This window comes from Methanoregula sp. (assembly GCF_028712425.1).
Lineage (GTDB): Archaea > Halobacteriota > Methanomicrobia > Methanomicrobiales > Methanospirillaceae > Methanoregula.
Window position 1 is genome coordinate 154,325 of record NZ_JAQTQD010000002.1, and the last position, 23,739, is coordinate 178,063.

Below are 23,739 nucleotides of genomic sequence, written 5' to 3' on the forward strand. Positions count from 1 at the left end.
AATCAGGGTAGCAGTCCGGTTCCCGGGCATGAGAACCAGGGGGATATGTGAAAAAACTCTAAAAAATGGGGATTTCTCCAATCCGGGTCATCTTATTTGAGATAATGGCCGATTGGTTCAAGCGTTACTTTCTCGCGCTTGATGGCATCGATGGCGAGTGCAGCTGCCCGCGCTGCCTGGAGGGTCGTGATATAGGGGATCTGGAAGTCCACTGCCGCCCGCATGATCTGGTAGTGGTCCTGGCGAGACTGTTTGTCCTGCGGGGTGTTGATGATGAGCCGGATCTCCCCGTGCCGCATCATGTCGAGGACATTGGGTGATCCTTCCTGGACTTTCCGCACAAGGTGTGCCTCGATACCTGCATCATGGAGATAATCGACCGTGCCCTCGGTCCCGTACAGGGTAAGGCCGAGTTCCTGCAGTTTCCGGGCAACCGGAATGACCTCTTCTTTCTGCTCCATGTTTACCGAGATGAAGATATTCCCCTTGAGCGGCAGCTCGTTGTCGGCCGAGATACAGGCCTTGTAGAACGCAAGGCCGAAATCATAGTCGATGCCCATGACCTCCCCCGTGCTCTTCATCTCGGGACCGAGCATGGTATCGACACCGTTCAGCTTATTGAAGGGGAGCAGCACTTCCTTCACTGCAACATGCCCGATCTCCTTCTCCTTATACCCGAGGTCTCGCAGCTTCCTGCCGATCATGACTTTTGCAGCAATTTTCGCAATAGGGATGCCCGTTGCTTTCGATACAAACGGGACCGTCCTGCTCGCGCGGGGATTTGCTTCGAGAATGTAGACTGTATTGCCTTTCACGGCCATCTGGATGTTGACAAGCCCCACGACCCCAAGACCGATGGAAAGTTTCCTCGTGTAGTCCCTCACTGTGTTAATGATGTCCGGGGGAAGTGACTGGGTGGGGATCACGCAGGCAGAGTCCCCGGAGTGGATACCGGCTTGTTCGATGTGCTCCATGATACCGCCGATAAGGACCTCTTCCCCGTCGCAGACTGCGTCGACATCCAGCTCAATGGCATTCTGGAGATACGAGTCGATAAGGACCGGATGGTTCCGGCTGACACGGACTGCTTCCTTCATGTACGTATCAAGTTCCCGCTCATCGTGGACGATCTCCATTGCCCGGCCCCCGAGAACATAGGACGGGCGGACGAGGACCGGGTATCCGATCTGGGCTGCTTTTGCTTTTGCCTCCGCCTCGGAATAGGCTGAGGAATTGGGCGGGCAGGGGATGCTGAGTTTCTTTAAGAGCACGCTGAACCGGTCGCGGTCCTCGGCAATATCCATGGCATCCGGGCTTGTCCCAAGGATCCGGGTGGAGAGGCCCAGCCTACGGATCTCGTTCTCGATCGGTACGGCCAGGTTGACAGCATTCTGCCCGCCGAACTGGACCATGACGCCATAATAGGCGTCGGATTTGAGGATGTTTACCACATCCTCGAGCTGCATGGGCTCGAAGAATAGCCTGTCCGAGGTGTCGAAATCTGTCGATACGGTCTCAGGGTTGTTGTTGACGATATGGACCCTAACTCCCTCTTCCTCCCGCAGGGCCTGCACTGCATGGACCGTACAATAATCGAACTCGATACCCTGGCCGATACGGATTGGCCCGGATCCGAGGATGAGGACTTTTTTGCCTTCGGTTGGTGTGATCTCGGAATTCGGTTCGTACGTTGAGTAGAAATAGGGCGTGTTTGCCGGGAATTCGGCAGCGCACGTGTCCACCATCTTATAGGCCGGGGGGGCGACATGGGAATCGATCTCAGCAGGGGACTTTCCACAGATCTGGGCGATCTCGGTAGTGGAGAACCCGTACTTCTTTGCTTGGATGATGTCTTCTTTTGCGCAGGCCTTTTCCGCAAGGCGTTTTTCCATGTCAACGATATTCTTGATCTTTTCCAAAAAGAACGGGGTGATCGAGGTCAGCTGGACGATCTCATCTACTGTGAAGCCCTGCCGGAATGCGTCGAAGAGGCAGTGGAACCGCTCGTCTGTTGGGCGGGTGAGGATCATCCGGATCTCGCTTGGGCTCGTGTGGCTCTGGACATCGGTATCGAGAGAACGCTTCGCCTTCATCAGCGCTTCCTCAATCGTCCTCCCGATCGCCATGACCTCCCCGGTGCTCTTCATTGCGGTTGAGAGCGTCCTGTCGGCACCCTTGAACTTGTCAAACGGCCAGCGGGGGACTTTCACGACAATGTAATCGATGGCAGGTTCAAACGATGCGGGCGTGCAGCCGGTAACGGTGTTGGTGATCTCGTCCAGCCGGAGCCCGATTGCGATCTTTGCTGAAACCCGTGCGATCGGGTAGCCCGTTGCCTTGGATGCCAGGGCCGAGGATCGGGAAACCCGCGGGTTCACTTCAATGACACGGTAGTCCCCGTTCCGGAACGCGAACTGGATATTACAGCCGCCCTGGACATCGAGCGCCCGGATGATCTTGATTGCAGCACTGCGCATCATCTGGAACTCGTCGTCGCGGAGGGTAAGGATGGGGGCAACGACAACGCTCTCCCCGGTATGGATACCCATCGGGTCCACGTTCTCCATACCGCAGATGATGATACAGGTGTCGGCCGAGTCCCGCATCACCTCGAACTCGATCTCTTTCCAGCCAAGCACGCTCTCCTCGATCAGGACCTGGTGGATCCGCGAGCGCGAGAGCCCGAGTTCAACGATCCTCGTGAGTTCTTCGCGGGTATGGGCAATGCCACCCCCGGCGCCTCCGAGCGTATACGCCGGCCGGACAACTGCCGGAAGGCCGATGGCGGAGATGGCCTCGTCGATCTGGTTGAGCCCGGTGAGAATGACACTTTTTGGCACCGGCTCGCCGATCTCCTGCATGAGGGACCGGAACTTCTCCCGGTCCTCGCCCTTGTAGATTGCTTCGAGAGGAGTCCCCAGCACCTCGACATCCTTCAGCGCGCCTTTCTCCGCGAGCTCTGCGGTCATGTTGAGGCCGGTCTGCCCGCCCATACCGGAGAGGATCCCATCCGGTTTCTCTTTCTCGATGATCTTTGCGATGATGTCGGCGCGGAGCGGTTCGATGTAGATTGCATCGGCCATGCCCGGGTCGGTCTGGATGGTTGCGGGATTGGAGTTGACGAGGACGACCTTGACGCCCTCCTCCTTCATGGCCCGGCACGCCTGGCTTCCCGAGAAGTCAAACTCTGCGGCCTGCCCGATCTGGATGGGGCCCGACCCGATGATCAGGACCTTTTTGATATGCTGCTTCCGGGGCATTATCCGAGCCTCCTGAACATACCGTCAAAATAGTGACATTCCGTGTCCTGGGGACCGGCATGGGCCTCGGGATGGAACTGGACACAGTTGATCCGAAGGTCCCGGTTCTCGAACCCTTCAACAGAGCCATCGTTGGCATTGATGAAGGTGACTGCACATCCCTCCGGCAGCGATTCGGCGTCGACAGCAAATCCGTGGTTCTGGGTGGTGATGAAGATCCTGCCGTCATGGTACCGGACCGGCTGGTTGGCCCCGCGGTGGCCGAACTTCATCTTGTAGGTGTTACCTCCAAGAGCGAGCGCCGAGATCTGGTTGCCCATGCAGATCCCGAAGATGGGGAGTTCACCGATGCATTTCTTGACAGTGGCAATCGTCTTGGTTGCAACTTTAGGATCACCGGGGCCGTTTGTTATGAAGAGGCAGTCCGGCTCGCACCCGAAGATATCGTCGTAGGAAGCATCATGGGGGAAGACATAGAGATCGCCTTTTCTCCGCGTAAGGCTGGTGAGGATGTTGGTCTTGAGGCCAAGATCGATAATGGCCACGCGTTTCCCTTTTCCGGGAATGCGGTAGGGGGCCTTGCAGGAAACCTCGGGGATCGGTGTGCACTCGGAGATGGAAGGGGCCTTTTGTGCGAGTTTCACAGCATACGCGCCATCATCGCTGCCCACGACCAGCGCGGCACGCATGGTCCCATGGACACGGGTCTTGATGGTGAGGCTGCGGGTATCGACACCCGATATGCCGAATAGTTTCTTCTGTTCAAAGTATTCACGGATTGTCGGCCGTGAACCAGGGGCATCGCAGATCTCGCGGCAGACCGCCCCAAGGACCTTCGTGCTCTGGCTCTGCATATTCTGCACATCGACACCATAATTGCCGATTGTCGGGAACGTGAACATCAGAATCTGGCCAAAATAGCTGGGATCGGAGAGCGCCTCAATATATCCTGTCATGACGGTGTTGAAGACGAGTTCACCGGAACATTCGCCCTCAACACCGAATCCATCCCCAACAACGAACTGACCATCCTCAAGACCCAGAACCGCTTTCATGCTAGCCCCACCAAAATTTCCATACTAGATATGCCTGAAAGGTTATTAACGATAGTGCAGTGGCAGGGTGGTTCCTGTGGACACCTGTCCTCCCTGTCACCCCTAAACTGGAACCGGCTTGTGGGGATGCCAGATGCATGTTCGGATACCCATTTAAAGGATGGCTTCCGATATTGGATAGTTTCCTCACAGGAACAGAGGTGAATTACCATGGGAACGTTAGGACAGAAGATTGTCGGAAGCAACGTAAAAGAGATCGTAAACCTGCTCAACAAGGCCTATTGCGATGAATGGCTCGCCTACTACCAGTACTGGATAGGGTCCAAGGTTGTAAAAGGCCCCAACAAGGAAGCGGTCATCAGCGAACTCACCCTCCATGCAACCGAGGAACTGAACCACGCGACCCTGCTTACAACCCGCATCATCCAGCTCGGTGGGACTCCCATTACAAAGCCGCAGGACTGGTACAAGTTCACCAATTGCGGGTACGATGCTCCGGATGACCCGTTCATCGTGAAGATATTAGAACAGAACATCAAGGGTGAGCAGTGCGCCATCAAGACGTACAATTCCCTGATGAAGAAGACAAAGGACAAGGACCCCGTCACCTACAATATCCTCCTCACGATCCTCTCGCAGGAGGTCGAACACGAGGAAGACCTCCAGGCCCTCCTGGAGGATGTCGAGATCATCATGAAGAAAAAGTGAAGACACTTCCTTCACCCTTTTTTTAGGTGACCGGCGCACTATCCCCGGGTATAAATACTATCTGCCGCAACTTCCCATCATACAACGGAGGGAGACCAGGTTTCATGGAACACGTTGACGGAAAGGACAAGGGAAACATTGTGCTGTACGCACTTTCCACGTGCGGGTGGTGTGCAAAGACAAAAGATCTCCTCCGTGAGATGGGCATTGCGTTTGATTACACCTTTGTCGATCTTCTCGATGGCAGTGAGCAGGATGACGCGATAAGCACGGTGGAGAAGTTCAACCCGAGCGGGTCGTTTCCCACGCTCGTCATTAACAATAAAAAAACCATTGTCGGATTCCGTGAGCAGGAGATACGGGAGGCTCTTGGCCCATGACCTTTACCGGCATCAGCGAACAGGAGGTTGACCGGGCATACGATTCTCTCAAAAATGATGCCCTGGACGGGGGATACCGCCTTAACCCGGATGCGGAGTTTGTAAAAAACCTTATCCGGGGTCTCCTGAAGAACGAACAGCGGTACGGGTATCGGGCCTGCCCCTGCCGGCTGGCTTCCGGGAAGATGGAGGTGGATCTTGACATCGTCTGCCCCTGCGATTACCGGGATTCGGATATCGAGGAGTACGGTGCCTGCTACTGTGCCTTGTACGTCAGCGAGGCGATCACAGATGGCACACGGAAGGTCGCCCCCGTTCCCGAACGCCGCCCGCCCCGTTCGCAGCGGGGAACGATGAAGGAGCGTGCTGTCCAGACAGTCGCAGTTGGAGGAGGGACAACTTTCGGGAGTCTCCCATTCCCGGTCTGGCGCTGCAAGGTGTGCGGCTACCTCTGTGCACGCGATCAGCCCCCGGGCATCTGCCCGGTCTGCAAGGCAAAGAAGGACCGGTTCGAGCGATTCCTGTAATTTTTTGTCTCCGGGCTTCTCCGTTACAAAAGAGTGAAGATGGGGGTGCATCTCTTCCGCAGGTTCCCGGGGTATGATATCCTTTTGAACATTCTCTTATACTTTTCCCGCAAAGATCATGGGCATGGCAGGAACCGTAACAGTCGAAGTTGTCGGCCTGAAGAACTCGGAATGCTCCCCCTTTCCCTGTGACGATGACCGTACCTGCGGCCTTGAAGAATGCTTCAAATCCGGAAAGCTGGTTGCGGCTTTCCAGGCGCTCACAAACGCTCTGAAAGCAGCGTACGGGGACCGCGTGGCGACGAAACTGACCCTCCTTGATGAGGGAACCCCGGCATATATCAAAGAAATTATCGAGCGCGATCACCCCCCCATCCCCATGATCCTAGTCAACGGCAAAGTAACGAAGATCGGCCGGATCGTCCTTGACCGGACAAAGGCAGAGATTGAAAAAGCACTGGTATGAAAATCCCCGGGATTTTCATCATCATCTCCTGCTGCTTCGCATCATAGCGCGCCCTGATCCCGTCGGTGCCATGGCGCGCACCTGATCAAACACTCTCATTTCTCCCTTTTTTTCACAAACGGGGCACAATTTTTTATTTTTGCTACACTTCCCGGTTATTCTTTGCCCCCATACCCAGCTAAATGAACGCATTTTTCCCGCCCGGATGCCCCCCAGTTATTTAATGTTTGAACAAGAAACGTGTTAAATTCATATCTGCGATGATTTTTATCCGCGATGATCTCAATGGATCGGTACCAACAACTTCCTGAAATGTCCGGTGTTCTTTCTGGATCGTCCCCTGCCACACATGGGGGGAACGCAACAGCCCCAAGGGTTCCGGTGATCGTATCATGATCGCAGGGCTCTTCATCATTTCCCTCGGTATCTTTGTTCTCGGGGTCCTCCTGCCCCTTGCCGGCACATGGCAGGACCGCCGTATCTTTCGGGCCGGATCGCATCTCTGCACCATCGCCGGATCCATTCTCCTCGGGGCTCTCTCGCTCTTCCTCTTCCTTACCGGCAACGACATTGCCTGGACTGCGTACCAGCCGGTTGCCGGCTTCTCCCTCTCGTTTGTTATCGACCGGCTCTCTGCCTTCTTCCTGCTCCTGATTTCCGTGGTGTCGATATGCGTTGCCCTCTATGCGGCAGAATATAACGAGCACCTTGAAGGGGGCTTGCGCAGGAATCTCCTCTCTGGCTGTACGAACCTGTTTATCCTCTCCATGGTGCTCGTGGTGGCTTCCGCCAACACCTTCTCCTTCCTGGTCTTCTGGGAACTCATGGCAGGGTGCTCGTTCCTTCTCGTGATGTACGATTACTCCCGTGCAACGACCCGGAAGGCCGGGCTCTTTTATTTCGTGATGACCCATCTCTCGACGCTCTTTGTCCTCTTGGGCATCGTCCTCCTGTTTTCTTCGACGGGCTCCTTTGTCCTGGCACCAGCCGGTGTCTCTCCCGTTTCGGCCATTGCTTTTGTTGCCCTTCTTATCGGTTTCTCCATAAAGGCAGGTATCATCCCGTTCCACAAGTGGCTTCCCTATGCCCATCCCGCGAGCCCGACGCCGATATCGGCCCTCATGTCCAGCGTGATGCTCAAGATCGCGGTATACGGTCTTCTCCGTTTCCTGCTGGATGTGTTCTCACCCGATGTCTGGTGGGGCATCCTTATCCTCATCATGGGCACGACAACCGCTGTCCTTGGGATCATCTACGCTTTAAAGGAGTATGACATCAAGGCCATGCTCGCGTACAGCAGCATCGAGAACACCGGCATCATCTTCATGGGTATCGGCCTGTATGTAATCTTCTCCAGTTACCAGCTTTTTGATCTTGCCCTGATCAGCCTGCTCTCCGCCCTCTTCCATACCCTCAATCATGCCATCTTCAAGAGTCTCCTCTTCCTGACGGCCGGCTCTGTTGTCCACGCCACGCACACCCGGGACATTGAGCAGATGGGGGGGCTAATCCACAGGATGCCTTACACTGCGGGGCTCTTCTTTGTCGGCGCGCTTGCCATTGCCGCCCTCCCCCCGCTAAACGGGTTTGCGAGCGAAGTGTTGCTGTTCATCTCGTTCTTCTCCTCCATAGCGGTAGCAGACCCGCTCTTCAAGGTGCTGCTCTTCCTCTGCCTCGGCCTCTTTGCACTGACGAGCGCGCTCTCGGCTGCCTGTTTTGTCAAGGCGTTCGGGTCGGTCTTTTTAGCGCTCCCCCGCTCTCCTGAGAGTGGCAGGGCAGAAGAGGTTCCTTTTCTGATGCTGCTTGGCCCGGCGCTGCTTGCATCGGCCTGTATCGTCCTTGGCCTCTTTGCCGCCCAGATCTTTTTTATTGCCGGTTTTACCGTGCCGATGCCCGATATGTTCCTTGTCGGCCTGCTTTTGCTTGCCATGCTCGTCCTCACGTTTGCGGTCCTTTTTTTTACGGCATCCCGTGACGTACGGGTCACCGATACCTGGGGGTGCGGGACACTCTCGCAACAGCCGGCCATGGAATACTCCGGCCACGGATTCTCGGAACCCATTGACATCATCTTCTCCACCGTGTACCGGACAAAGATGAAGAACGAACGCACGTTCTTTGACCAGAAGAACTGCATCTTTGCCGAAGGCAAGGCTGAAATCCGGCTCATCAAAGTATTCGAGGAATACCTGTACCTGCCTGTTGCGCGGGCCTCGTATGCGACCGCGGAGACGGTCTCCCGGTTCCAGAGCGGGTGCCTTGACACGTATCTCCTCTATGTCTTCTGCGCCGTGATTGCGGTTATCGTCTTCCTGGGGTGGCTGGCATGAACCTTTCTTTTGGCCTGTACTTAATCCTCAACACCGTCGCTGTGCTGCTCGTAGCACCACTGTTTGTGAGCATCATCAAGAAAGTGAAAGCCCGGGCACAGGGGAGGAGCGGACAGTCTGTCTTCCAGATCTACTTCACCCTCGCAAAACTGCTGAAGAAGGAGACGGTCTACTCGTCGCACTCCTCGTGGGTCATGCGACTGACGCCCTACGTCAGCATTGCCGCCATGCTGGTCGCAGCCCTCTTCGTCCCCCTCGTCTTCGTTCCTGAGCCGGTCGGGGGGATTGGCAATATCATTCTTTTACTCTATCTCCTCGCGCTTGCCCGGTTCTTCATGGCGCTCGCCGGGCTTGACGCCGGCAGTCCGTTTGGCGGGATGGGCAGCTCACGGGAGATGAGCATCTCGGCCATTATCGAGCCAACGACCATCATCGTCTTTGCTGCGCTGGTCTTTGTCTTCAAATCCTTAAATGTCTTCGACATGTTTGCCGCATCCGCTGCTGCCGGTGCACCCTCCACTCCCACCTTAATCCTGCTTGCCATCTCGCTCTTCATCATCCTCGTGGTCGAGACTTCCCGGATCCCGGTCGACAATCCGGAGACGCACCTGGAACTGACCATGATCCACGAGGGGATGATCCTCGAGCAATCCGGTAAAAACCTGGCACTCATGGAACTCTCGGCTGCCGTAAAGCTCACGCTCCTGATGGCGCTCCTGCTCAACCTCATCGTCCCCTTCGGCCTCACCACGACGCTTGCAATCGGTACGATCGCGGTGGCGGCAGTCCTCTTTGTTCTCAAGGTCACGGTCCTTGCCGGGATCATCGGCCTCTTTGAGTCTTCGATGGCGAAGATGCGGTTCTTCCGCCTCCCGAGCCTTTTTGCCATGGCGTTCTTCTTCTCCACGCTTATCATCATCATCGAGGTGTTCGCATGATCGATCCCGCGCTCATCCAGTCAGTAATCCGGATCCTCTTTGCGGTTGTCATCGTCACGGCAGCCTACATCATCTCTACAAGGAACCTCATCTCGCTGGTATCGGTTTACGCCGTTCAGTCGCTCACCCTTGTTTTCATGGCGCTTGCTCTCTGGTCGCTTGAGGGTGTGACTGTCCTCCTTGGAATTGCCGTGGTAACATTTGTAAGCAAGGTGCTCGTCATCCCCTATTTCATCGCCAGCATCCAGGAGCGGATCCGGATCCGGCGCGACATCGAGTTCCATTTCCTGAGCCCTACAACCTCCCTTCTCCTCTCCATGGCGCTGATCCTCTTCATCTACATAGCGCTGGCAAATATCCTTGAAGGGACTCCGGCGAGGGAGAGCCTCTTCTTCTTTGGCGCCGTTATCGGCCTCTCCTTAATGCTCATGGGAATGATGGTCACGTTCTCGCGGAAACGGGCCATTACAAAGGTCCTTGGCTACCTCTCGATGGAGAACGGCGTGCTGCTCTTTGGGATGTTTGTCACCGAGCTCCCGTTCATCATCGAGTTTCTGATCATCATCGACCTTGTCATCCTTGTGATACTGACCACGATCTTAACCGTTGGCCTCGATTCCACGCTCGAAGAGTACCACCAGCGCCTCCACCGCTTCCATCTTGTGGGTGACACGGAGGACGGGCCATGATCCTCGCAGCCTTTGTCCTCGTCGCGGCAGCGGCGCTTGCCGTTATAACGCTGGGACGGACCCATCGTCAGATGAACTCGGCATGTATTGCAGAGGCCGCCATCTTCCTTGCACTCTCGGGCTGGCTCATCCTTTCCGCGCAGATCCCCGTGACCACACTGGCGATCGGGAACGAGTTTTTCTTCATTGACCATCTGGGCATCTACGAAGTGCTCATAGCCACCATCATCTTCCTTCTCGCCGCGGTCTATGCGAGAGGGTATGTCGAGAACCTGATCGAGGCACGGGAACTTTCCCGGGGGAGCCTGAAGTTCTTCTATGGTGCCTGGGCCTTCCTCCTGCTGGTCATCGTCCTTGCATTCTTCTCGGACAACCTTGCCCTTTTCTGGATCTTCACCGAGCTGACAACGGTCATCTCTGCCATGCTGGTCGCGATCCTGTACGCACGGGACAACATAGATGCAGCAATCAAGTACATCTTCATCGCGTCGGTCTCCATGCTCTTCTCGTTTGTCGGGCTCATCTTCCTCTTCGAGGTCTCGCGGAGTGTCGTGGGTACCGGCACCCTCAACTGGACCGTCCTGATGCAGCAGGCCGGATCCTTCCCCCCTGAAATGATGATCGCGGCATTCGCCCTCATCTTCATCGGCTTTGCCGCAAAGTCGGGGATCTTCCCCTTCCACACCTGGCTCCCCGAAGCCCATGTACGGGCGCCGTCTGCCGTAAGCGCGATCCTCTCCGGTGTCCTCCTGAATGTGGGGATCTATGGCATCATCCGCGTCTTTGCCATCGTCCACCGGACAACCGCAGTCTCCACGGTTTCGCTCCTGCTCCTGGTTTTCGGCCTCCTGACGGTCTTCATCGCAGCCCTGTCCATGCTCCCCCAGAAGAAACTCAAGAAACTGATTGCGTTCTCCAGCATCGAGAACATGGGGATCCTGCTCATCGGGCTTGCGGTGGCAACTCCCCTTGCACTCTTCTGGGTGCTGTTCCATGTGATGGCCCACGCGTTCACGAAGGCCGGCCTCTTCTTCTCTGCCGGGATCCTCCACCGCCAGTACCACAGCACCCTCTCGCCGGATGCAGTGGACGATATGCGGGATGTCTTTGCCCTCCAGCCGGTTGCTGCATGGGGTATCATCCTTGGTGGCCTTGCCATCACCGGGATGCCGCTCTTTCCGGTCTTCCTCTCGAAGTTCTTCCTGCTCGTGCAGCTTGCGGGTTTCTTCCCTGTTGCCCTTGTCATCCTTCTCATCCTGCTCTTCATTGCGGCCGGGGCTTTCGGGTACTTCGTGATCCGCACGTTCACGCAGGTCTCCCCTGCCGGCACACTCCCCGAAATGATACGTTACCAGACCCCCGCTGGCATGAACATACCCGTCATCGTCCTCCTTGTCATAATCCTTATTCTCGGGACTGTTATCACGACAGGAGAAGTGGCGTTCCTTGACCAGGTAATCGCGGAGCTGATGTTCTGATGAATGCAGATGAGAGTACAGGAAAACACCTTGTACATGAACTGCTGGGACCTGGTCCGCTTGCAGAACAGGTCACCGAAGGATGTAATGGCGAATGGTATGTCCGGGTGAGCGGGACGGAGTTCCTGCCGCTTGTTACTGCCTTTGCATCTCGCGAGTGTGCATTGATTGGCCTCTTCTGCACAGAACGCTTCTCTCCCGGCGCACCGTTCTCGCTCCTGTATGTTTTTGAGAAGAAAGGCGTCCTCCTTGTCATTGTGCTGGACACTGCGCAGTCCGCCCCATCCATTGCCCGGCTCCTCCCCTCGGCCTGTTGGCCCGAACGGGAATGCCGCGATGGCTTTGGCATTGCATTTGAGGGATTGTTCGATGAACGAAGGCTCCTGCTCCATGAGACCTATCCCGATGATTACTACTCCTTAAAAAAGAGTGTCGCGAACGTTCCTCCCCTGATGAAACCTTCCGTGGACCCGTCAGAAGAGTATCCCTTCCGGAGCGTGCAGGGTGACGGCGTGTACCAGATCCCGGTTGGCCCGGTCCATGCCGGAATCATTGAGCCGGGACATTTCCGTTTCAGTGTTATCGGTGAGAAAATCTTCAATCTTGAGGTCCGGATGTTCTACAAGCACCGCGGGATCGAGAAGCTGGCGGAGAGAAGACTGCCAGAGGACGTTGTCCGCATTGCTGAATCCGTCAGCGGGGACGAATCCGTGGTAAACACCGTTGCCTTCTGTATTGCCGCGGAGAAGATTGCTGGAACACACGTGCCGGAACGGGCATGGGCCCTGCGGACCATTTTTATGGAGCTGGAGCGGATCGGTTCGCATCTCGGGGACCAGGCCGGCATGCTCGTGGACGTGGCCTTCCCGCTGGGTGCAAGCCAGTTTGCGGTGATCCGTGAAGAGGTGTTCCGGATAAACGCCCTCCTTACGGGCTCGCGGTTCCTGCGGGGGATGGTTGTGCCCGGAGGGATCTCCCGCGACATCCGCACCGAAGACCTGGAGGCGCTCGCGCAGTTTGTCCGGCAGGTCCGGAAGCGGTACCGCACGGGCCTGAAGATCGTGCTCTCGACAGCATCCGTCATCGACCGGTTCTCGCCAACAGGTGTGGTCCGGAGATCGATCCTCCGGCCGCTCAACATCACCGGGCCGACGTCCCGGGCTTCCGGCGGGAATGGAGATGTAAGAGTCGACCATCCCTATGGCATCTACTCCCGTCATCCCCCGTCCGTCAGGACGCTGCATGACGGCGATGTGCTCTCCCGGTTTACCGTCCGGGCATCCGAGATCCTGGATTCGCTCGACCTTATCGAGCGGCTGCTCACCACCCTTCCGGAAGGGACGGTAAAGGAGGCATATGATGCAAAGGACGGCTATACCCTCTCTCTCGTGGAATCTGCACGGGGGCAGAACCTCTGCTGGGTCTGGATCCGGGACGGTGTAGTTGAACGCTACAAGGTACGAACCGCCTCGTACTGCAACTGGCTGGCCATCGAGCATGCAGTCCAGGGGGAGATTGTTCCGGACTTCCCGCTCATCAACAAGAGCCTGAACCTGTCCTACGCGGGGACAGACCTGTGAGGTGACGTAATAATGGTGAACGTGCTTTCCTGCCTGCTGAAGAGAAAAGTGACCGCCGATGTCACGGTGCGGGATGAAGAGATCGAGGCACTGGGCCGGGAGATCCGGCGTGAAGTCGACGCAGTGTTTGGTGGGAGTCTCGCGATCCGCGAACTTGATACGGGGAGCGACAATTCTGCCGAGATCGAGATCAACAATCTCACGAATCCGTATTACGATATAGAGCGGTTCGGCATCACGTTCGCGGCCTCGCCACGCCACGCCGACGTGCTCCTGGTGACCGGGGCAGTGACCCACAACATGGTGGCAGCGGCAAAAAAAACGTACGATGCCATGCCGACGCCGAAGTTCGTGGTGGCCGTTGGCGACGATGCCTGCAACGGCGGGATCTTTGCCGGCTCCTACGCCGTGCTCGGCGGGGCAGAGAAGATCTTCCCGGTCGACTTGAAGATCATGGGTAATCCGCCAGCCCCAAAGGAGATCCTGGCCGGACTTCTTGCACTGATGAGACAAGCCGGCAGGGGACGTTGACATCCCGCGACAGTCCTCTCCAAGGACATTTTATTACGCCTGCACAATAACCGGTACGTGCAATGAAGCCGGTACGGAAATGGGGGCCCGGTCCCTATACCGTGGCAGTGATCCACGGCGGGCCGGGAGCACCGGGCGAGATGGCGCCGGTTGCCCGCGAGCTGTCATCGGTAGCAGGTGTCCTCGAACCTTTCCAGACCGAGACAACGCTTGAAGGACAGGTGCAGGAGCTCCGGTCAGTCCTGTCGCAGCACGGCATGCTCCCTGTCACCCTGGTAGGCTTCTCGTGGGGGGCGTTCCTCTCGTGGATACTTGCTGCACGGTATCCCGATCAGGTGAAGAAACTGATCCTTGTGGGGTGTCCGCCGTTCGTTGAGGAGCATGCCGCGTCCATCAGCCGCACACGAATGGCCCGCCTCAAAAAAACAGACCGCGACCGGGTGAATATGATCATCGAAGGGCTCGATGGCACCACCGAAGCCGGCAAGAACGCGCTCCTTGCGGAACTTGGCATCCTCCTTGCCCGCGCTGATGCCTACGACCCGGCCAATGTGCCGGAGGAGGGCTTCCACTGCCAGTACGATGTCTTCCGGGGTGTCTGGGACGAGGCAGCCGAACTGCGGAGGAAGCAGGCGATCCTCCACATGTCCCGGGAGATCCGGTGCCCGGTTGTTGCGATCCACGGCGACTGGGATCCTCACCCTGCCGATGGCGTGAACGGCCCGCTAAAAAAAGCCCTCCCGGATTTCGAGTTCATCCTTTTGGAGAAGTGCGGCCACCGCCCGTGGATCGAGCGGGGCGCCTCCGAGAAGTTCTACAAGGTGCTGGTTGAAGCGATCTGAGGCCTGCGCATTCAGGGTAGATTATTGGATTCTTCTTTTCTTTCTGTCCCGATCCTTGTTTCCAGCTGCTTCCCGTGCGAGCCGTTCCAGTACAGCTTGTGGCACTGCTCGCACCAGTAGAACCTTGTGCTCCTCCAGTTGCGGGGGGCGTAATCGGTCCGTTCGATCTCGCAGGTGTTTGCTTCCCGGAGTTTCGTGTTGCAGAGCGAGCACCGGCTCAGGGTCAGCCGGCGCTCGATGACCCGGTAATCGATCAGCTGCTGGACCTGGTCCATGACATCCTCTGACCGGAGATAAATGGCCTGCTCCTGTGCTCGCCGTGCAAGTTCCGCGTCCCGGGTCAGGAGGATGCGGTGCTGCTCTTTTGCCATCCCGAGAAGGAGGGTGTCCTCTTTTGTATTCCCTTCCTCAAGGGAGTTTGCGCTCTCGGTGTCATAACCCATGAACCGGAGGTAGCGCGTCAGGGTGCCAAGCATCCTGTCTGCAATGAACCGTGTATCGTTCTGACGTTCAATCGGCATGGGTCACGACCGCAATTGTCTCCCCGCAGTTCCTGCACCGGGTCCCGTCAAGGCCGATGGGCTGGCTGGAGAATCCCCGCCGCTCGATAAGCGTGGCCCCGCAGGACGGACAAAAGGTGTTTTCGTACCGGTGATGATAAACATTGCCGAGATACGGGTAGTGGAGCCCAAGCGCTTTTGCCTTCTCGTAGATCTTCTCAAGGGTTGCGACCGGTGTCCCGCCCCGGTCGGTCATCTGGTAGTCCGGGTGGAAAGCCGAGAAGTGCATCGGTGTGTCGGGGCCGAGATGTTCGATCACCCACCGGATGAGTGCCTCCTGCTCTTCCATGCTGTCGTTCAGGCCCGGGATGACAAGCGTCACGGTCTCGAGATGCATGCCCAGTTCGCGGGCGAGCACTGCCGAATCGAGCACCGGCTGGAGATGAGCCCCGCAGACCTTTTTGTAAAAATCTTCAGTGAATGCCTTGAGGTCGACCCGGTATGCCCCGAGCATGGGCGCGAGTTCCCGCAGGGCCTCTTCCGTGATGTAGCCGTTGGTGACGTACACCGTGCCCAGCCCCCGGGCACGGGCGAGCGTACCCATGTCGAGCGCGTACTCGTGCCAGATGGTGGGTTCGTTGTAGGTCCAGGAGATGCTTGCACAACCACTGCCGACAGCCCGGCTCACGCCCTCTTCCGGTGACAGGGTGCGGAGGCGTGCCGTCTCAAGGTCAGCACGGGAAATGTGCCAGTTCTGGCAGTGCCTGCAGTGAAAGTTGCAGCCGATGCTCCCAAGGGAATAGGATGTCGTGCCCGGGAGGTAGTGGAAGAGCGGCTTCTTCTCAATCGGGTCGACTGCTTCAGCGCTGATCTTCCCGTAGGTTGCGGCATACAGCGTCCCCTTTTCATTGATCCTGACCCCGCAGATCCCATGCTTCCCTTCGTTGATCGAGCACCGGTGGTTGCAGAGCGAGCACTTCACGGCATTGTTATCGCGTTTTTCATACTGGCGTGCCTCATGCATACCCTGTTATCCTTGTTTTGTGTGTGAGCGGACGGGCTTTTTATGCTTCCGCTCCTCCCGTTCAACATCCCTGATCCCTTCCGGCGAATCGACTTCAAGCACGAACGACCCGCGGTACCCGCAGTCCTTGCAGATATAGATCGAGCCGATATATCCTCCTGTTTCCGGGAACACTTCCTGGCTCTTGCAGCGGGGACAGTACAACATAGCAAATAACTCTTTATGAGCACCCGGTACAAAAACTAGTGCAATGAAGAAGGTTGTCATCTCGCTGGGAGGCTCGATCCTCATCCCGTCGCTCGAAAACCACACCATCCGGGACTATGTCCCGGTGCTGCAGAAGATTGCGAAGAAGTGCCGGCTTTTCGTTGTTGTCGGTGGCGGCGGCGAGGCCCGGCGGTACATTAATATCGCCCGCGAGCTCGGGATCGATGAGGGCACCTCCGACGAAATAGGCATCCTGATCACCCGGCTCAATGCCACCATGCTCATCGCGGCGCTGGGCGAGGCCGCGTACCCGAAAGTCGCGGAGAGCCACGCGGAGGCAAAAAAATTTTCCGAGCACGGCAAGATCGTGGTGATGGGGGGCATCACCCCGGGCCAGACCACCGATGCCGTGGCTGCCGTCCTTGCCGAGCGGGTCGGAGCCACGGCGTTCATCAACGCAACCTCCGTTGACGGGATCTATTCCGAAGACCCGAAGAAGAACCCGAAGGCAACCCGCTTCGATGCGATCACGCCGCAGAAACTGCTAGAGATCGTGGGGAAGACCGCGCTTGGCGCAGGCTCCAACAACGTGCTCGACATCGTTGCAGCCCGCGTGGTCGAACGAAGCGGCATCCCACTCATCGTCCTCGACGGCCGCAATCCCGGGAATCTTGCCGAGGCGATCCTGAAAGGGAAGTTCCGGGGCACGGTTGTATCCGAAGGTAAGAAGAAACCGCTGCCGGTGTAATATCCTTTTTTAAAAGCGATCTTGGGGTCCCTATTCATCTTCTGAAGCAGGCCCGTCCTTATCATCTTCGTACGTGAACACATCGTTGATGTCCACGTTGAAGATCCGGGCGATGCGGAACCCGAGTTTGAGCGAAGGACAGTACTTGTCCTTTTCGATGGAGATGATGGTATTGCGGGTAACCCCGACCAACTCGGCAAGTTGCTCCTGAGTCATCTCGTGTTCGGCCCGTAATACCCTGATCCGGTTCTTCATGACAAGCCTTGTGGTTAGTACTTTCTGCCGTAATAAAGATAAAACGCTCCGAAGACTGCGAGCATCACCGCAAGGGTGAAACCAAGCGTCAGTCCGGCAAGACCGCGCTCCTCATTCTCCCGAAATCCTTCCCGTACGTACGTGCAATAGGTCATTGCCTCGCTCTCGTTCATGGAGTTCAGGTCATCGATGGTTGTTGACCGGACCAGGGTACCCGGGCCCGGGACGCTCCCCGGCTGGTACTCGGTGATGGTCATGGATTGTCTGCTATCGTCATGGATAACCAGTTTTCCGGTAATAACCGGGGCGAGCGGGACGCTTACTACATAGGAATACAGGATGACCGCGGCGATTGCTCCGCCAATCGTGATGATCTCAAGCGTGCGGAGTGCGGCTTTGCTCCGGATCCTTGTCTCCCGTTCGTCTGCCATAACAACATCGACATGGGCCCGGCAGGCAAGTACGACAATAATACCAAGCGGGATGGCGATGACCACAACAAGGAAATTGCCGGCAGCCATCGACCACCCGACCATCGCGGCAACCATGCTGGCCACGATGAGGGATGCGGCAAGATAGGTGGTGCGTTTCATGATGATCGCTCCGTTACGGTGAATACCCGGGAAGAGGAGAGTCCCCCGGCAGGTTTTGTCATGTTCGCCTGATTATACTCATTGTTACTGACCTTCATGATGTACTGTCCCGGTGCCAGCAGGTAAGTCTCCAGCTCGAATGTCCAGTAGTCCGGGCCATAACTCCCGTCCGAAACAGACACCATGCCGGCTACCGATGAAAAGATCCCGGTCATCTGGGACTGACTTTTTGGGTCGATGACAAGATCGATTCCCGCGCCGGAAACATACGGCAGGACCTCGACCAGCAGTTCCTCGCCCGGCGGGAGACTGGTTGTCCCGGAGAGGGTGTAGACATCATCGGTCTGTATTTCAGGAAGGGTATCGATGGTGATATAATCCTGCGTTCCCGGGGATTCTGTTGCATTGGGTGTATTGATCCGTTTGAAGGGAATATCTGCAATGGCGGTCTTTCGCAGGCTCCCGGGACCGGCTCTTTCATCTCCCAAGGTGAACGGGAGCGTGGCGAGAGGTTCGCTCTCCGTCCTTTTCGTGAAGTTTTCCGAATACGTGACTTTCACAAACGTGATGAGATAGTCTCCCGGGTCCAGCGATGAGATATCGGCATATCCCTTCCAGGGATTTCGTTCCCCGGTATCTGACAGCAACCGGGCAAATCCCCGCACTTCTGTAGCCGGTGACCCGGCGCCCTGCACCGGCCCCGGGGAGCTGCGGACGATAGTGAGGTGAATCTGGTTCATGTCGGACAGGGTGGTCGTGCCCGTCAGGACCAGCCGGTTGTGCGTATCGATATTTGCGTTCGTTACCGGGTCGATTGCAATGGCCGGCAGGAAGAGCGACGGGAAGAATGCAGTCACGATGATGAATAGGAACATGCCGGTCAGGATAATAGCCGACAGGACCCCGGCAAAGAAGAGATACTTCTTTTTGATCATGCGGCGTCTCCCGTGATGGTGATTCGCCGGGAACAGAAAGTGTTCCCGTACCGGGTCTCATACGTCCGGGAATCGATTCGGTCTTTGCTGACATTCACGAGATAATCCCTTGGCGGGAGCTGGGAAGGATCAATATCCACGGACCAGGTGTTATTCCCGCCGGATCCCTGGATCACTTCAGCATATCCCGTTGCTCCCGTTATTGTTCCGTACATATTCCCGGTTGCCGGATTCATGCCGACATCAAATTCCGCGGGCAGGACCTGGAACAACAGTTCTGTCCCGGCCGGAAGACTGGTCGTACCGGTGATTGTCTGTGCCCGGGCGGTCGGAATGCTCGGGAATGGGTTGATCCTGATGACCTGGCAGGACTCTGCTGCAGGCACCGTCCAGGGAGGAAGACTGATATCCGGTTCGAAAATGGTCATGGATGCAGTTCCAAAAGTTCCCTCCTTCCCGATCTTCTCCGAGCTGACCGAATCCGTTGTTACGATAATCTCGTACTCGTCCTGGATGAACTCCGCGGTGTCGATGGCAAACGACCAGTGGTTGCCTTCGTATGCTCTTCCCAGGACCGGTGTCAGGCCTGAGCGCGTGAAACCCTGCTGGACCTCCCGCATTCCGGTCTTCGGATCGATCTTCAGGACAGAGGTATTGGATTGGGGGATCACGAGATACAATAATTCAGTCTCTGCCGGAAGGTTCGTTGTCCCGGTGATGAGGATCTTCTCTCCGCGGTACACCATTCCGATATGATCGATTTTTATGAACTCAATCTCATGCTGCTCGCCCCTTCGTGTGATCCTGTCCGGATCCGGTGTGGCGTTTGTCAGCGTGAAGCGGGATGTTGCGAGAAGGTCCCCCCTGCTGTAAGAGACATTGACGGTATTCGGGGGATAGGCTTTCACCCGGTATTCCCCCGACGGGATCGCCGAAGTATCGAGCGCACCCGACCAGGTATTCGTCATCCCGCCGCTCCTGACGATATATGCGTCCGTAGCCCCAACACGCGATTCTCTTTCGGGAAGGGGAGAAGCAGAAGTGATCTCCAGTTCCAGCCGGGTATTTCCCTTCAGGTTTGTTGTCCCCGTGATGATGACAAGATCCCCCGCTGCATGGTCCGGAATGGGATCGATAGTTACGGCAGGAAAGATAGTGAAGGATCCGGTCATGAGGATACCTGCGAACATGATCGCCAGTATGATAGCAGAAACAATGCCGGCATATTTCAGGTAACTCTTCCTCATTCGGATCACATGTAATGTTTTTTGTGCATCAGGTTAAAAATTTTTATCATTGTCAATAGATATTGGAAAAGTCCCGTGCCAAGGAAGTCGTTCCCTATCCCCTGCCTCGTAATTCATACGTGAAAAGCAATCCTTCCCTGGGATCATCGATCACAATTTTTACCGGTTCAGGAACAGCTGGGTCAATCCAGTACGTGAGGAGCGTCTCTTTTCCCGGAAAGGACTCATCGATATCCTTCCGGGTATATTTCATTGCGTCCGGGTAGTGCCCTGCCGGGACGGTAACCGGATCCTTCCCTACGAACGTGTACCGGAGAGCGAAGACGGTTCCGGAACAGTCCGGTGTCCCCCTGCTCATATTCACCGGAGGTCTGTCTGCATCTTCAAGAAACTCTCCGTTCCTGATAACCCGACGGTGCATGGAAATCATATTTCCGTACTCATCATAGTACATGTCATCCATCGTTGTATCGGCAAGCTCTTCTGACATGCCTTCTATTAGAAGGAAATATGTATGATTTTCATGGATTGCGGGCCGGCCCTGATGCATCTTTCGGGTTTTTTCCATTCTCGATATTCCATGTGAATCGGGAAGGCTGCGGATCTTCTGGAAATATGCATATTCTTCCCATTTAAGGGACGGCGTACCGAAAAGGTCTGCCTTGCTGACCATTGCACCGGGTTCAGGTGGAATCTTCGTTGTTGTCACCGGCTCGTACGATTCCGGCACCCACGTCCAGGGGTTCAGCGGAGGGTAGGCGCAGCCGGGCATTGTTGGTACGGGAGTTACTAATATAGTCTGGCGTATTGTAGCCTGGGTCACCTGCTGTGTTGCGGCCATACTTCCTGACCCGGTAATTGGGGGATTCTCACCTGTACACCCGGAGATAAGAACCGTGATTAGGATCGCGATTATTGCAACGGTGCCAAATATATCAGGTTTCATTCCCCGGGACTCCTGTTACTTGAGGGCGAATTGTGCTTTTCCGACAATCTCGCGGATCGTGAAATCCTCGCTGACTGTTGTGACGTTCACGACATACTCCGTCTTCTCGAACGCATTGGTGTCCAGGGCAAATGACCACGTGTTGAGCCCTCCTGTCCCCCGGACCACGAGGGTGTCTCCGGCAGTACCCGAAGGGCCTTTATACACTGTTGCAGGTCTCTTTGATGCATCGTCAAAATAGACCGGATGGATGTCGCACAACAGGAGCGTTCCTTCTTCAAGGCTGGACGTGCCCGTGATGAGGAATACGTCGCCCTGCTTATGGTCTGCGATGGAATTCACCGTGATCGTGGGTGTGCCGGGGGAGGACTTCTTTGCCCCGGAATAGTATACCACGCTCTTTGGGCGGAGCGATGTCCCCGACAGGGTGAACTGTGCCGATCCTTTCACGTCTTTTTTCCCGTTCGTTACCGTCATGGAATACGAGCCCGGATCAAAACCGCTGGAATCGGAGACAAACCTCCACCGGTTAGTTCCGTCCGGTCCGGCAAAGACTTCGCGGTTGGAGACCAGTTTCTCTTCTCCCGTACTCCCGAAGGTCCGGTACAGGTACACTGCGGTCTTCTCCGGCAGGTTCGTTGTGCCGGAGAAGACCAGCAGGTCGCCAATGTTCTTGTCGCCAACCGGGTCGAACGTGATGTACGGAAGAGAAGTATCCGGTACAGAAGTACTCCGTACTGGTGCAGGCTGGGCCGGGGCCCTCGTTGTAGGGTTGTTTTTCCCGGCAGCGGCCGGATTTTCGTGCGGCGTTTCACTCAGTGCCGGTGCCTGATCCTGCTGATCCGGTACGGCATCCGTGCATCCCGCGATTATGAGAATCGCGATGGCGGCGAGCAGGACGGGGCAGGCGAGCATAAGATCTGCTCTCTTGCGGGGTTTCATGGGCCCTCCTGATCTGGTGTGGTGTCCTTCCCATCAGGGATGTGAAAAAGTGGTGGATCTTCTCCCGGATGCAGGTACACAGGGTTTCCGGCAGCGGTCCGGTTTCGGCCCGTTCCCGGGATCCGTGGCTGTGCGGCAGTCTGCCGGTAAAAACTGAATGGTGTCTTCTTCTGGCAAGCATACGGTTTCCTCGGGGTAAATACCGGCATACCGGTGTTATGGTGCAGTGATGGTAAAGCCGGAGGAGGCGGTCGGGTCTCCGCTGCTGATGCTGAAGTCAGTGGCTGACGGATCCTCCTTCATTACCCCCACGGTGACGAGGTACCTGCCCGGATTCATGCTGCCAAGGTCAACGGCAAACGATACGCGGTTTGCGGTACCTTCACCTTTCGTCACGGGGGCGTTTGCCATAATGCCCGTCACACCCAGATCAGGGGACGTCGCGGCCGCGTCCGTGTCCGGCTGGATCTGCCAGAACAGCACGGTGCCTGCCGGCAGGCTGGAGGTCCCGGTGATGAGGAACTGGTCCCCGACAGTATGATCCCCGATGGCGTTCAGGCGGATATAATCGTCCCTGGTGACCTGGGCTTCTACCGGTGTATCCGTTGCCAGGAAGGGGCCGTTCAGCGTGAACCTGCCCGTTCCGGTGAGTGTCCCCGGACTGTAATCGCTGTTCATCTTGGTGACGGTAATTGTCAGGGTACCTGGTTTCAGGATGGCCGTATCAACCGGCGCAGAAAACCGGTTCGTGCCACCGGTGCCTTCCTGTACCATGGTATTCGTACCAAAACTGCCCGTCTGGACCATGACGAGGATCCCGGCCGGCAGGTCGGTGGATCCCGTGATAATCAGGAGATCGCCGGTTGTCTTGTCGGCAACCGGATCGATCCGGATGTACGTGCCGGTCCCTGAACCCTGCGAGTGGCTGCCCGCAGAACTCCCGGATGCCGGAAGGAGGGTGAATTCCTGTGTGCCGATGGGGCCGCTGGTTGAGAAGTCGCCCTTTTTCACGTTACCCGTGAACACCGACACGTTCACCAGCATCTTCACCGGGTTGAGCGTTGACGAATTGACCTCCATGGACCAAGTGTTGATGCCCCCGGTCCCGGCCATGACGTCGACGCCGCCCGCGGCGCCAGCGAACTCACCGTTCACGCCACCCTCGGGTTCGAACGTGGCCGGCATAACCTCTACCAGGAGGTTGGTACCCGCCGGAAGGTTCGTGGTCCCGGTGACCGTGAAGATGTCGCCGACGGTCCTGTCGCCGACAGGGTCGACATGGATGTACTTTTCTTCGGACAGGCTTCCGGTATTCTGATTGCTCAACGAGCCAAGGGAGACAAACGAGTTTGTCATGGTGAATCCACTGGCCATGCCGACACATACGATGACGGCAGCGAATATCCCAACAGCGATGAGGCTGTTGGTTACAACGTGCTTCTGTTCCATGGTATGCAATGCACAATATATTGTGCATAGTGTATAAACTTTTTGGCACAAAGCAAAAAAAATTTAGCAATCAATAGTGGTTGCCCGGGTGTGGTGAACGGATCACCCG

24 protein-coding genes are annotated in these 23,739 nt (G+C 56.6%); 12 read left to right on the forward strand and 12 right to left on the reverse strand.

Translation table 11 applies throughout. The features are described 5' to 3' along the window. Nucleotides 1-92: 92 nt before the first annotated feature. Together carB and carA are read right to left on the reverse strand one after the other, a co-directional pair. Nucleotides 93-3,260, reverse strand: coding sequence for a carbamoyl-phosphate synthase large subunit (gene carB, locus PHF39_RS01605; RefSeq protein ID WP_300219485.1), 3,168 nt, complete (start codon nucleotides 3,258-3,260; stop codon nucleotides 93-95). Next, complete coding sequence (gene carA / locus PHF39_RS01610) at nucleotides 3,260-4,315, reverse strand: glutamine-hydrolyzing carbamoyl-phosphate synthase small subunit (protein WP_300219487.1); 1,056 nt, start codon at nucleotides 4,313-4,315, stop codon at nucleotides 3,260-3,262. The genes carB and carA overlap by 1 nt, the downstream gene beginning before the upstream one ends. Before the next feature lie 210 nt (nucleotides 4,316-4,525). Between carA and PHF39_RS01615 the strand changes: the two genes are divergently transcribed. The 11 genes from PHF39_RS01615 (at nucleotide 4,526) to PHF39_RS01665 (ending at nucleotide 14,784) form a co-directional block, all read left to right on the forward strand. After that, nucleotides 4,526-5,023: a ferritin-like domain-containing protein gene (locus tag PHF39_RS01615; protein ID WP_300219489.1), complete on the forward strand. Its 498-nt coding sequence runs from the start codon at nucleotides 4,526-4,528 to the stop codon at nucleotides 5,021-5,023. Between the two features lie 104 nt (nucleotides 5,024-5,127). Further along, nucleotides 5,128-5,403 carry a glutaredoxin family protein gene (locus PHF39_RS01620; protein WP_300219491.1) on the forward strand — a complete coding sequence of 92 codons (276 nt, stop codon included), beginning with the start codon at nucleotides 5,128-5,130 and terminating at the stop codon, nucleotides 5,401-5,403. After that, nucleotides 5,400-5,930 carry a ferredoxin-thioredoxin reductase catalytic domain-containing protein gene (locus PHF39_RS01625; protein ID WP_300219493.1) on the forward strand — a complete coding sequence of 177 codons (531 nt, stop codon included), beginning with the start codon at nucleotides 5,400-5,402 and terminating at the stop codon, nucleotides 5,928-5,930. The genes PHF39_RS01620 and PHF39_RS01625 overlap by 4 nt, the downstream gene beginning before the upstream one ends. Nucleotides 5,931-6,048: 118 nt before the next feature. After that, nucleotides 6,049-6,396: a hypothetical protein gene (locus PHF39_RS01630; protein ID WP_300219495.1), complete on the forward strand. Its 348-nt coding sequence runs from the start codon at nucleotides 6,049-6,051 to the stop codon at nucleotides 6,394-6,396. Nucleotides 6,397-6,788: 392 nt separating this feature from the next. After that, nucleotides 6,789-8,726 carry a proton-conducting transporter membrane subunit gene (locus PHF39_RS01635; protein ID WP_300219497.1) on the forward strand — a complete coding sequence of 646 codons (1,938 nt, stop codon included), beginning with the start codon at nucleotides 6,789-6,791 and terminating at the stop codon, nucleotides 8,724-8,726. After that, nucleotides 8,723-9,664 carry an NADH-quinone oxidoreductase subunit H gene (locus PHF39_RS01640; protein ID WP_300219499.1) on the forward strand — a complete coding sequence of 314 codons (942 nt, stop codon included), beginning with the start codon at nucleotides 8,723-8,725 and terminating at the stop codon, nucleotides 9,662-9,664. Before PHF39_RS01635 ends, PHF39_RS01640 begins: the two co-directional genes overlap by 4 nt. Continuing rightward, nucleotides 9,661-10,353 carry a hydrogenase subunit gene (locus PHF39_RS01645; protein WP_300219501.1) on the forward strand — a complete coding sequence of 231 codons (693 nt, stop codon included), beginning with the start codon at nucleotides 9,661-9,663 and terminating at the stop codon, nucleotides 10,351-10,353. Before PHF39_RS01640 ends, PHF39_RS01645 begins: the two co-directional genes overlap by 4 nt. Then, nucleotides 10,350-11,831, forward strand: coding sequence for a proton-conducting transporter membrane subunit (locus tag PHF39_RS01650; protein ID WP_300219503.1), 1,482 nt, complete (start codon nucleotides 10,350-10,352; stop codon nucleotides 11,829-11,831). Before PHF39_RS01645 ends, PHF39_RS01650 begins: the two co-directional genes overlap by 4 nt. Then, nucleotides 11,831-13,411 (forward strand): NADH-quinone oxidoreductase subunit C, encoded by a 1,581-nt coding sequence (locus PHF39_RS01655; RefSeq protein ID WP_300219505.1) that lies wholly within the window; start codon nucleotides 11,831-11,833, stop codon nucleotides 13,409-13,411. Before PHF39_RS01650 ends, PHF39_RS01655 begins: the two co-directional genes overlap by 1 nt. A gap of 12 nt (nucleotides 13,412-13,423) precedes the next feature. Further along, nucleotides 13,424-13,942 carry an NADH-quinone oxidoreductase subunit NuoB gene (nuoB, locus tag PHF39_RS01660; RefSeq protein WP_300219507.1) on the forward strand — a complete coding sequence of 173 codons (519 nt, stop codon included), beginning with the start codon at nucleotides 13,424-13,426 and terminating at the stop codon, nucleotides 13,940-13,942. Between the two features lie 62 nt (nucleotides 13,943-14,004). Then, complete coding sequence (locus PHF39_RS01665; protein WP_300219509.1) at nucleotides 14,005-14,784, forward strand: alpha/beta hydrolase; 780 nt, start codon at nucleotides 14,005-14,007, stop codon at nucleotides 14,782-14,784. Nucleotides 14,785-14,795: 11 nt separating this feature from the next. Here the strand turns inward: PHF39_RS01665 and PHF39_RS01670 are convergent, their stop codons facing one another. The 3 genes from PHF39_RS01670 to PHF39_RS01680 are packed head-to-tail and all read right to left on the reverse strand — an operon-like array spanning nucleotide 14,796 to nucleotide 16,515. Beyond that, complete coding sequence (locus PHF39_RS01670; protein WP_300219511.1) at nucleotides 14,796-15,305, reverse strand: Mut7-C RNAse domain-containing protein; 510 nt, start codon at nucleotides 15,303-15,305, stop codon at nucleotides 14,796-14,798. Continuing rightward, on the reverse strand, nucleotides 15,295-16,308 hold the full coding sequence (amrS, locus tag PHF39_RS01675; RefSeq protein WP_300219513.1) for an AmmeMemoRadiSam system radical SAM enzyme: 1,014 nt from the start codon (nucleotides 16,306-16,308) through the stop codon (nucleotides 15,295-15,297). The genes PHF39_RS01670 and amrS overlap by 11 nt, the downstream gene beginning before the upstream one ends. Before the next feature lie 6 nt (nucleotides 16,309-16,314). Further along, nucleotides 16,315-16,515, reverse strand: coding sequence for a hypothetical protein (locus PHF39_RS01680; RefSeq protein ID WP_300219515.1), 201 nt, complete (start codon nucleotides 16,513-16,515; stop codon nucleotides 16,315-16,317). 43 nt (nucleotides 16,516-16,558) lie between these two features. Between PHF39_RS01680 and pyrH the strand changes: the two genes are divergently transcribed. Beyond that, on the forward strand, nucleotides 16,559-17,263 hold the full coding sequence (gene pyrH / locus PHF39_RS01685) for a UMP kinase (RefSeq protein WP_300219517.1): 705 nt from the start codon (nucleotides 16,559-16,561) through the stop codon (nucleotides 17,261-17,263). Between the two features lie 30 nt (nucleotides 17,264-17,293). On the opposite strand, the gene PHF39_RS01690 is transcribed toward pyrH, so the two are convergent. The 7 genes from PHF39_RS01690 to PHF39_RS01720 all read right to left on the reverse strand — a co-directional run bounded on the left by PHF39_RS01690 (nucleotide 17,294) and on the right by PHF39_RS01720 (nucleotide 23,630). Further along, on the reverse strand, nucleotides 17,294-17,518 hold the full coding sequence (locus PHF39_RS01690; protein ID WP_300219519.1) for a helix-turn-helix transcriptional regulator: 225 nt from the start codon (nucleotides 17,516-17,518) through the stop codon (nucleotides 17,294-17,296). 14 nt (nucleotides 17,519-17,532) lie between these two features. Further along, complete coding sequence (locus PHF39_RS01695; protein WP_300219521.1) at nucleotides 17,533-18,111, reverse strand: DUF2178 domain-containing protein; 579 nt, start codon at nucleotides 18,109-18,111, stop codon at nucleotides 17,533-17,535. Continuing rightward, complete coding sequence (locus PHF39_RS01700) at nucleotides 18,108-19,046, reverse strand: hypothetical protein (RefSeq protein WP_300219523.1); 939 nt, start codon at nucleotides 19,044-19,046, stop codon at nucleotides 18,108-18,110. The genes PHF39_RS01695 and PHF39_RS01700 overlap by 4 nt, the downstream gene beginning before the upstream one ends. Continuing rightward, nucleotides 19,043-20,302 carry a hypothetical protein gene (locus PHF39_RS01705; RefSeq protein ID WP_300219525.1) on the reverse strand — a complete coding sequence of 420 codons (1,260 nt, stop codon included), beginning with the start codon at nucleotides 20,300-20,302 and terminating at the stop codon, nucleotides 19,043-19,045. Before PHF39_RS01705 ends, PHF39_RS01700 begins: the two co-directional genes overlap by 4 nt. A gap of 85 nt (nucleotides 20,303-20,387) precedes the next feature. After that, the gene (locus PHF39_RS01710) at nucleotides 20,388-21,239 is read right to left on the reverse strand and encodes a hypothetical protein (protein ID WP_300219526.1); all 852 of its coding nucleotides are present in this window, start codon (nucleotides 21,237-21,239) and stop codon (nucleotides 20,388-20,390) included. Nucleotides 21,240-21,254: 15 nt separating this feature from the next. Continuing rightward, the gene (locus PHF39_RS01715) at nucleotides 21,255-22,181 is read right to left on the reverse strand and encodes a hypothetical protein (protein ID WP_300219528.1); all 927 of its coding nucleotides are present in this window, start codon (nucleotides 22,179-22,181) and stop codon (nucleotides 21,255-21,257) included. Nucleotides 22,182-22,397: 216 nt separating this feature from the next. Continuing rightward, nucleotides 22,398-23,630, reverse strand: a complete 1,233-nt coding sequence (locus PHF39_RS01720; RefSeq protein WP_300219530.1) for a hypothetical protein — start codon at nucleotides 23,628-23,630, stop codon at nucleotides 22,398-22,400. Between the last annotated feature and the right edge of the window lie 109 nt (nucleotides 23,631-23,739).